The 9,598-nt window shown below is 67.1% G+C and carries 7 protein-coding genes; 5 read left to right on the plus strand and 2 right to left on the minus strand.

All coding sequences use genetic code 11. The features are described from left to right. Positions 1-961 (plus strand): glycoside hydrolase family 38 C-terminal domain-containing protein (locus tag VGE27_RS10745; RefSeq protein ID WP_331049649.1); only part of this gene is annotated, 961 nt, incomplete at its 5' end. Here VGE27_RS10745 and VGE27_RS10750 read toward each other — a convergent pair. Together VGE27_RS10750 and VGE27_RS10755 are read right to left on the minus strand one after the other, a co-directional pair. After that, positions 927-1,862, minus strand: coding sequence for an ABC transporter permease (locus VGE27_RS10750; RefSeq protein WP_331049650.1), 936 nt, complete (start codon positions 1,860-1,862; stop codon positions 927-929). The genes VGE27_RS10745 and VGE27_RS10750 overlap by 35 nt on opposite strands. Next, complete coding sequence (locus tag VGE27_RS10755) at positions 1,862-2,845, minus strand: ABC transporter permease (RefSeq protein WP_331049651.1); 984 nt, start codon at positions 2,843-2,845, stop codon at positions 1,862-1,864. The genes VGE27_RS10750 and VGE27_RS10755 overlap by 1 nt, the downstream gene beginning before the upstream one ends. 111 nt (positions 2,846-2,956) lie before the next feature. On the opposite strand from VGE27_RS10755, the gene VGE27_RS10760 reads away from it, so the two are divergent. From VGE27_RS10760 to VGE27_RS10775, 4 genes are all read left to right on the plus strand, one after another. Beyond that, on the plus strand, positions 2,957-4,528 hold the full coding sequence (locus VGE27_RS10760) for a peptide ABC transporter substrate-binding protein (RefSeq protein ID WP_331049652.1): 1,572 nt from the start codon (positions 2,957-2,959) through the stop codon (positions 4,526-4,528). After that, positions 4,525-7,500 (plus strand): heparinase II/III domain-containing protein, encoded by a 2,976-nt coding sequence (locus VGE27_RS10765; RefSeq protein ID WP_331049653.1) that lies wholly within the window; start codon positions 4,525-4,527, stop codon positions 7,498-7,500. Before VGE27_RS10760 ends, VGE27_RS10765 begins: the two co-directional genes overlap by 4 nt. A gap of 90 nt (positions 7,501-7,590) precedes the next feature. Then, on the plus strand, positions 7,591-8,436 hold the full coding sequence (locus tag VGE27_RS10770) for an RNA methyltransferase (protein WP_331049654.1): 846 nt from the start codon (positions 7,591-7,593) through the stop codon (positions 8,434-8,436). Further along, positions 8,433-9,598 (plus strand): aminotransferase class III-fold pyridoxal phosphate-dependent enzyme (locus VGE27_RS10775; RefSeq protein ID WP_331049655.1); only part of this gene is annotated, 1,166 nt, incomplete at its 3' end. The genes VGE27_RS10770 and VGE27_RS10775, both read left to right, overlap by 4 nt.

The raw sequence follows: 9,598 nt of genomic DNA on the forward strand, positions 1-9,598 counted from the left end.
GCGCCTCTGGTGGCGGTCTGCTGATCGCCGCGTGCGTTTGCACACCACACTGTCGTTGGACGCGGACGCACATGTGCTGCGCTGCGATGTGCGCGGAGAGAACCGCCGGCGCGATCATCGCCTGCAACTGGTGTGGCACACCGACGTGCAAGCCGGCGACGTGTATGCCGATGCGGCATTTGGTCCTGTGCACCGTGGTACGGTGCCACGCCCCGAGGGCGACCAGCAGAACTCTGTGCACACAGTGACGGAAACGGTGCCGCAGGGAGAGCCCATGCATCGCTGGGTGGCTCATGCGACGCGTGAGCGGAGCGTCGTGATGCTGTCCGATGGACTCGCTGAGTATGAAGTACAGCCTGGTCGGATGGCACTCACCCTGCTGCGTGCCGTGGGGGAGCTGTCGCGCGCGGATCTGCCGGAGCGTCCCGGTCATGCGGGATGGCCGTCACCCGTGCCCGAAGCACAATCGCAAGGCGTGTTCGAAGCACAGGCGGGTGTGTTGCTCACGGAGGGTTGGTCTCCGTCCACACGGCGCGCCGTTCACGACGCAGTCGATGACCTCTTGCTGCCGTTGGTTGGGGAGTCGTGGTTCGACTTCACACCACCTGAAGCGAACGACTCCTCGCAGTCGTGGCACCGAGGCGGCGCGGCGCTGGAAGGAGATGCGCTCGAGGCATCGGCGTGCACGATCTCCACGGTCGATGAGCGCGCGATCGTGCTGCGGGCGATCAATCTTGCCGATCAGGACTCTGTCGGAGCGTGGGTCCTGCCCGACGACGGTCCCTGGCTCGTTACGCACTGCCGTCTCGATGAAGCGCCCTTGCTGCCCAACGCAGAAGCGAACACCTCGGCCAGCCGCGCGAGCGACGGCGTTGTGCACGGACGACGGATCGAACTTGTGCTCGCGCCACGCGACGTGCTGACGATCAGGCTCCGGCGTGAACCTGGCGGTCCGCGCTGACGTCGTCGGGCTGCGGCTCCGTGCTTCGTGCGCGAGAAGCGCGTTGCTCGCTGAGTCCCTCACCCAGCATTGTGCATGCGACCACGGTGGCGATGAGCAGCACGCCGGGAGCGAGCGCAATCCACGGCGCGGTGAGCAGCCATTCGCGTCCCCCGGCAATCATGTTGCCCCAACTGGCGGTGGGTGGCTGCACGCCAAGTCCGAGGAATGACAGCCCACTCTCCAGCACGATCGCATTGCCTATGCCCAGGGTGATGGCGACGGTGGCACTGCCCACGGCGTTCGGCAGCACATGGCGGGCCAGGACACGCGGCGAAGGGACGCCCAGGGCATCCGCGCCCTCCACATAGGAGAGCCCGCGCACCACCTGCACCTCAGCGCGCACGAGGCGCATCACCGCCATCCACCCGGTGAGCCCCAGCACCACGATCACCACCCACAGACCGGGTCCCCACAGCGCGGCGATCACCAGCAACAACACGAGCCGCGGGATAGCCAGCAGGGCATCACCCGCCGATGCAATGATCCGGTCGATCCAACCGCCGCTCCACCCAGCCACGGCGCCCAACGCAATACCGATCGCGCCGGACAGTGCCGACCCCGCCACCGCCACGGCCAACGAGATACGCGCGCCCACCCACAGTCGTACAAACAGATCGCGTCCGAAGGCGTCGGTGCCCAGCACGTGCCAGTGACCGAGTGAATCACGGCCAAACGGCGATACGAGGCGCGTGGCCAGGACATCGCCAATGTCCGTCGTCGTGGCGGGTGCGAACCACGGCACGACCACCGCCAGCACCACCATCAGCGACAGCACGACCGCCCCGAACACGACGCGGGAATCCATCGCCCGTACACGCCGCATCAGCCTCGATGCACTCGCTCCATACGCTCGTGGCATCAGGCCGGTCTCGCGTCGCGTTGCCGCGGATCGAGCCACCAGAGCAGCACATCGGCCAGCAGATTGGACAAGATGACGGCGGCGGCATACACCAGCGTCAGCCCGAGCACCACCGGATAGTCGCGCCCGGCAATGGCCGTGATCATGGTGCGGCCAAGCCCGGGCCATGCGAACACCTGTTCCACGAACACTGAACCGGCAATCACCCCGGGCAATGTCAGGCCGAACAGCACGACCAGTGGAGTGAGCGCATTGCGCACGATGTGGTGCCACTCCACGCGCGGGGTAGGCAGCCCACGCGCCACCGCGCTGGTCACGTGTGGAGCCAGCGCGGCATCCCGAAAACTTTGCCGCGCATAGCGGGTGACGCCGGCGATGCCCGGCACGCTGAGCACAATCAACGGCAACACCGCATGACGCCAACGATCGCCCCAGCTGGGCACCGCTGCGCCCGGGTCCTGCATACCAAACGCGGGCAATCGCAGCCACGCCGGTGCCTCCAGCCAGACCATCCCCGACGTGAACACCGTCACCAATGCCAGCGCGAGCCAGAAACTCGGCGCCGAATACAGCACCGTGCCGAGCACCGACAACACCCGGTCCACCAGCCTGCGCGCCCGCAGCGCCTGCCATACACCAAGCAGGGTGCCCACGACGAACGTGAGCAACACCGACACGCCCCCAAGAAACAGGGACACCGGCAGCGCCTCGGCGATCACCCTGGTGACCGGCATGGCGCGCGTGAGACTCTCGCCCAGATCACCGCGCAGCACACCGCCCACCCAGCGCACATATTGCACCGGCAACGCCGCATCGAGCCCCAACTGCGCCCGCAACCGCGCCGCCTCGTCGGCGGTGGCCGTGGGCGCCACGAGCAACGTCGCCGGATCACCCGGCGCCAGATGGATCAGCGCGAAGGTGAACGTGACAACAAGCCAGAGCAGCACGAGCGCGTCGAACACGCGCAGTGAGAATCGGCGCACGGCAGGATGATCGCACCGGACAGCGGTACGTCAACCCGTGATGCGCGTCATGAAGCCAGTGGTGGCATACGCCGACGGGCGCCACGCGGGTTCATGGGCAGGCTCCTCATCATGTTCACCCTGCTGAGCGCCGTGGGCGCGTGCGGCGGCGCCGAGCGGGCAGCGGGCACCGTGGTCATGGCTTCCGGCAGTGATCTGGAGTCGGGCAACCCGCTCGTCACCATTCATCCGCTCTCGCGCCAGCTGCAGCGCCATGCGCTGTTTGTCACGCTGGTGCGACTCGACAGCGCGCTGCAGCCGGAGCCGTACGCCGCGCGGAGCTGGCAATGGGACGCTGATCGCCTGGCGGTGCGTTTCTCGCTCGACACGGCAATCCGCTGGCATGATGGTGTGGCCACCACGGCCGAGGACGTGGTGTTCACCCTTCAAGCCGCCGCCGACTCGACACTCGGCTCACCACGTCGCGCCGACGTGGGCATCGTGCGGCGTGTCACCGCGGTGGACCGTCATTCAGTGCGCGTGGAGTTCACGGCACCACAGGCCGCACTGCCGGTGGTGCTGGCGGAGTTACCCATCGTGCCCAGACACCTGCTCGATTCGGTGCCGCGTGCGAGATGGCGTGGACATGCGTTTTCCACGGCGCCCGTTGGCAACGGACCCTTTCGGTTTGCGGCGCGCACGCCCGGGCGGCGCTGGGAGTTTGTGCGCAACCCGGATTTCCCCGCTTCGCTCGGCGGCCCTCCGGCGCTGGAGCGTCTGGTTGTGGCGGTGGTCGACGAAGCGGCCACCAAGTTTGCGGGACTTGTGAGCGGAGGACTCGATCTCGCCGGTATCTCGCCCGCCATGGCACATCTGGTGGCGCGCGATTCGCTGCTGTCGTTGATGACGCCGCCCGTGCTGTTCTCTCAAGTGCTGGCCTTCAACACGCTGCGCGCGCCGTTCGACGACGTGCGTGTGCGGCAAGCGGTATCGCTGGCGATCGATCGCACGCGCCTCGTGGGCGCGGCGGTGGCCGGCTACGGCGCATCCGCTACGGGCGCTGTCCCGCCCGGGCTGCCTTTTTCGGATACGACCAGCGCCACGCAGGATCCCATGCAGCGTGCGCGCCAACTGGCGCTCGCCGATTCGCTGCTCGATGCCAGTGGCTGGCGGCGCGCCAGTGCGGGCGGCCCGCGTCAGCGCAGTGGCGCGCCCTTCACGGTCACGCTGCTCACGGTTGGCAGCGGTGACATGGCGGTGGAGCAGCTGGTGCAGGCCGACCTCGCGGCCCGTGGCATCACCGTCAACATTCGGGTGATGGAGCTCGCGACCTTTCTCGCCACCGTGCGCGCCACCGACAAGGCGCAGCAAATCGCTTTTGATATGGCCGTCACGGGCATTCCGGGCGATATCGCACTCGGGCATCTGTCTGCCATGTTCGCGTCGGCCCAGCGCGGTGGTGCTCTCGACTACACCGGCTTTCACGACGCACAGCTCGATCGCGCGCTCGCTGGGGCCCGGGCAGCCACACCCGATGCCGCGGCCGCCGCATGGCGTGACGTGGATGCGCAGTTGCAGTCGAAGATGCCCGTGGCCTGGCTATATCACGCGCGTGGCGTGCAGGGACGTTCACGGCGCCTGCAGAACGTGGTGATGGACCTGCGTGGTGAGCTCACGTCGGTGGCCCGGTGGACACGCGAATGAGCGCACTGCTGTCTTTCGATCTGGCGGCCCGAAAGCGGGCGATCGCGCCGGATGCATCGCTGGCCGCGTTGGCCGATGGACTCGCCGCCGAATTGGAGCCCCTCAGGGCGGCAGTCTCCAGCGGCAATGCACCGGTGCCATTGCAGAAGGCACGGCTGACCCGCGTTGGTGGGCGATGCCCCGTGCACGGCACGCTGCTCGACTTCGACCCCTGGCGGCCGCACCATCACCATTGTGCACGCTGCGCCCGCGACTATGTCGCCAGCGAGCATGACGATTGGTGGGCCATGAATGCGCAGCTGTGGACCGTCGAGCGGGCGGTGCATGCGGGCGCGCTGTATGTCCTGCGTGGCGAGGCACAGCATGCAGAACTGGCTGAATCGATCCTTGGCATACTTGCAGATCGCTATACGACCTGGCCCAATCGCGACAATGTGCTCGGACCCTCGCGGCCATTCTTCAGCACATACCTCGAGTCGATCTGGTTGCTCAACGCTGCTCACGCGTTGGCACTGCTCGAATCGGCGGGACGCGACGCCATGGGCGACCGGATTCGTGATCAGTTGCTTGCGCCGTCGAGCGCATTGATTGCCAGCTACCCCGAGGGGCGTTCCAACCGCCAGGTGTGGAACGAGGTTGCGGTCCTCAGCGCGTGGACTCTCCTTGGTCGCGACGCGGATATCGAACGGCGATGGGGCAATCCCGGATCATTGCCGTGGCTGCTGGAGCACGCCTTGCTGGGCGACGGCAGCTGGTACGAAGGCGAGAACTATCATCTGTTCGCACACCGTGGATTGTGGTACGGCGTGCAGTGGATGCGCGCCACAGGGCGCGAACTGCCGCCGCATCTCGACGCGCGCTTCCATCAGGGCTTCGCCACGCCGCTGGTCGGTGTGTTGCCCGATGACACCCTACCGGCTCGGCGCGACTCACAGTACGGCATCTCCATCCGCCAGTGGCGCATGGCCGAACATCTCGAGCTGGGCCTCGCGCATCGGCCACATCGTGTGCTCTCTGCGTGGCTGGCGCGACTCTATGCGCCGCCAGCGTCAGGACATGCTGTTGCACGACGCGGACGTCGGCTCTCCACGGCCGACGCTGAACGGCACGACGCGCCCGGCATGCTTTCCCGTGCGGACCTTTCCTGGCGCGCGTTGCTCGCAGCCAGTGAGCACGAAGTGGCCGATGGGGCGGTGTCGCCCGGCAGCGCGTTTCTGCCATCGCAGGGCTTGGCGGTCATTCGTCGCGACCGCGGTCGCGTGTACGTGGCGCTGGAGGGCGGGGACACGGGTGGAGGACATGGGCACCCAGACCGCTTGTCGCTCACGTTGCAGGACGGTGCCGCGCGTGTGCTCGACGATCCGGGTACCGGCAGCTATGTCGAAAAGGCATTGCACTGGTACCGCAGCACGCTTGCGCATCACGCTCCGTTGGTGAACAACGCTTCCCAACAGCGGGAGCCCGCCACGTTACTTGCGTTCGAGGACCGCGGTGGGGCAGGCTGGATGCGCAAGACGGTGACCGGTCTGGCCCCCGGCGTCTCGGCCACGCGCACCATCGTCGTGTGCGACGGGCATCTCGTCGACATCGTCGAATGGCATGCCGAATGGCATGCCGAATGGCATGCCGACCAAGCCGTCACGCTCACACTGCCCGTCGCCACACAGGCACAGCTTGACGGTGAGCACACGTGGCGTGCAGTCACGCGTATCGGTGCGGGCGGTCTCGAGGATGGGTTCGACTTCCTGTCCAACGTGGCCGTAAGCTCCGAAGCCAACGAGGTGGAGCTGCGTGGCGCTGGAACGCCCGTCGCGTTCACATCAATGGGCATGCGCGCCTGGTACGCGTCCAGCCAACCCTCACGTTGGCTGCGAGCTGATGCGCCTGCGCCGCCACTCCCACCGTCCGATGCCCACGCGCCAGCGAACCGCGCGTCGAGCGTGGCACGTCACTGGATCGAAGCGGAGGGCGTCAGCGGAACGATCGTTGGGGTGTGGGCATGGTCTGCGGCCAATACAGCCACCGAGGTCGTGGCGGTGGACTTTCCGGCGCTGGTGTCGCGCACGGGAGAATCAGCGCGAGCAGCATCGGATTCCGATAGCCTCGCTCGTGTGCACACCGCCGATGGCACGGTCAGCGCCCATCGCCCCGTCGTGACCGGCTGGCAGATCGGACTCACGGCGGGTCGGGCACGCAGCAGCATCGATCTCGACTTGCTGCCCGTGGTGGAATCGCCGTCCGCATCTCAGACCGACACGGCGTTCACATCGGCGACCATGCCTCCGCCACCGGTGCGTATACCAGCGCTGGCCGGCGACAGCGTGAGTGCGCCTCCGCTCACGCAACCGCTCCCTGGAGCCGTCCAGTGGGTTCTCGGGGCAGCCCACTACCGGCAAACCGAAACGCCGTGGGAGTTCGCAGGGCGGCCAAGCGCGACCATCGAACTGGCCTCATGCGGTACCGAACTCATTGCACGGCTGCACATCCGGCACGACCGCGATGTGATGCCGCGTTTTGCCACGGGGGCATCGGATCTCATGCCCGACAATCCGCTCGACAATGAGCGCGCCGATGTGAACGTGTGCGGTGTACAGTGGTACGCCACCGTTGATGGACAGAGGTGGCAGGATGCCGGTCTGGTGGTGCCGCTGGCGGTTGACCCTGGTGTCTGCCGGTCCACATCGCTCGTGCCACCCAGTGGCCAGGGCGTCCTCGGTATTCCTCCGACATCCACTTGGCGGGAAGTCGAAGACGGTTGGCTCCTGCAGTTGGTCTGGTCCATGAACCCCCAATACCGCGGCCCACCATCGTTCGGCTTGCAACTGGTGGTGAACGATGCGGTCGCCGGACGTGAACGCCGTCAGGGGCAACTGGCTCTTTCGGGGGGTGGTGGGTTTGCCTACCTGCGAGGAGACCGGGAGTCTCCGGTCGATGCCCTGCCGGTGATGCGCGCCGGTCACCCGTCGACCTGAACGCCCGATCTCCACACGTCGCATAGGGTGGGACGACCGGTGGGCCCGGACGGACGACGCTCGGATGACGGGACGTGCTATCTTGGGCGGATGACCGACTCGATTCTCAACGCCGTTACGGTGGTGCTCTACGAATCCCAGGATTCGATCAACATCGGCGGTGTGGTCCGGGCCATGAAGAACATGGGTGTCCGCGACCTGCGCCTCATTCGTCCCTGCCCGTACGATCCCAACCGCGTCGAACAGGTTGCGCATGACACGCGCGACATCGTTGAACGCATTCAGCATTTCGAGACCATCGACGAAGCCCTCGCCGATTGTGTGTACGTGGTGGGCTTCTCAGGGCGCCGCCAGGCCGCGCGCTGGCAGCGCCACACCCCCCGTTCGGCAGCCGTCGACCTGCTCGAGTTCGCGCAGCAGGGGCGGGTCGCCATCATGTTCGGGCGCGAGGATCACGGGCTGCCCAATGAAGCACTCGATCGCTCCAATGCGATCTGCACCATTCCCACCACCGAACACTTCTCGCTCAACGTCGCGCAGGCGTGCCTGCTCGCGCTGTACGAATTGCACTTGCTGGCAGGCGATGCCACCAAGCGCCTGCCGCCACCGCGCAATGCGGCCGGCTCACCCAGCAAGGACGACGTCGAGCGCACGTTTGCCGACATGCACGCTGCGCTCACGGCCATCCGCTACTTCGGCACGCGCAACGAAGAGCTGATGATGCGCACGTTCCGCTCACTGGTCTTCCGCGCCAACCCCGATCAGCGCGAACTGCTGCTCATTCGCACGGCCAGCATCGAAGTGTTGCGCACCATCGAACGGGAGTCACGACTGGCCGTACAGCGGGCGCTCGCAGAAGCGGGCCAGGCTAACGGTGAAGACACCGAGGCGGCCGCGGTGCCAACCGCGCAGGCCGACGGCGAGCCCGTCGCATGACACGCAGCATTGCCTTCGGTGGATTGCCCGATGACGGGTGGCGCAGTCGCGCTGCCGATGTCATTCCCGGCGGGTCGTCCACCGGGAGCAAGCGCCCCGAAGCGCTGTATGGCACACGTGCCTTCGACGCCGCCATGCCCACGCACTTCGAGCGCGCACAGGGCTGCGCGGTGTGGAGCACCGATGGACGCCGCTTCATCGACCTCGGCATGGCCCTTGGCGCCGTGGGCATCGGTTATGCCGACCTGTCCATCACCCAGGCCGTGCAGGAAGCGGTGGTGCAGGGCAACGTGGCCACCCTGCCGCATCGCCTCGAGGTGGAAGTGGCCGAACGGCTCACCGAGGTCATCCCCTGCGCTGAGCAGGTGCGGTTTCTGCGCACCGGCGCCGAAGCCACGGCTGCGGCCGTGCGGCTCGCGCGCACGGCCACCGATCGCCAACGCATCATCGCGTGCGGCTACTTCGGCTGGCTGGATTGGTGCAGCGATGCGGCCGGTGTACCGCCGGACGTGCGTGAAGCCGTCACCTGGGTGCCGTTCGATGACGTGCTCGCATTGCGCAGTGCCGTGAAGCTGGGCCCTGCGCCTGCGGCCATCATCATCGAACCACTCGTCCACGACATTGCCTCCCTCGAGTGGCTGCAGGCGGCGCGCGAAGAAGCGACGCGCTCCGGCGCCGTCCTCATCTTCGACGAGGTGAAGACGGCGTTTCGTGTGCGCACGGGTGGAGTGCAATCGCTGCGTGATGTCACCCCCGATCTCACCACACTGGGCAAAGCGATGGCCAACGGCTATCCGCTGGCCGCGGTGGTCGGCCGTGCCGACGTGATGGACGCAGCGCGTCGCACCTGGATTTCGTCCACTGCCGCGACGGAAAGCACCGGACTGGCCGCGGCGCGCGCCGTGCTCGAATGGCATGACCGGCTCGATGTCTGTGATCGCATGGCGGCGGCGGGTGGGCAGCTGCAGCAAATCGTTGGCACCGCACTCGCTGAGGCGCCGTGGGTGGGCGTACAGGTTGCCGGCCCGCCGGTGATGTGGCGCCTCGTGGCCGATGTCGCCGAACAGCTCGATGCACTCGTGGCCGCCGCGGCACGGGCCGGTGTGTTGCTCAAGCGCGGGGCGTATCAGTTCGGCGCCGTGGCGCACGATGACGCGGCCTG

This window comes from Gemmatimonas sp. (assembly GCF_036405635.1).
Lineage (GTDB): Bacteria > Gemmatimonadota > Gemmatimonadetes > Gemmatimonadales > Gemmatimonadaceae > Gemmatimonas.

What these genes read in the sequence shown, in the direction of transcription:
- VGE27_RS10765 (WP_331049653.1), top strand. Translation starts at nt 4,525, where the DNA reads ATGAGCGCACTGCTGTCTTTCGATCTGGCGGCCCGAAAGCGGGCGATC.
- VGE27_RS10770 (WP_331049654.1), top strand. Translation starts at nt 7,591, where the DNA reads ATGACCGACTCGATTCTCAACGCCGTTACGGTGGTGCTCTACGAATCC.
- VGE27_RS10750 (WP_331049650.1), bottom strand. Translation starts at nt 1,862, where the DNA reads ATGCCACGAGCGTATGGAGCGAGTGCATCGAGGCTGATGCGGCGTGTA.
- VGE27_RS10760 (WP_331049652.1), top strand. Translation starts at nt 2,957, where the DNA reads ATGTTCACCCTGCTGAGCGCCGTGGGCGCGTGCGGCGGCGCCGAGCGG.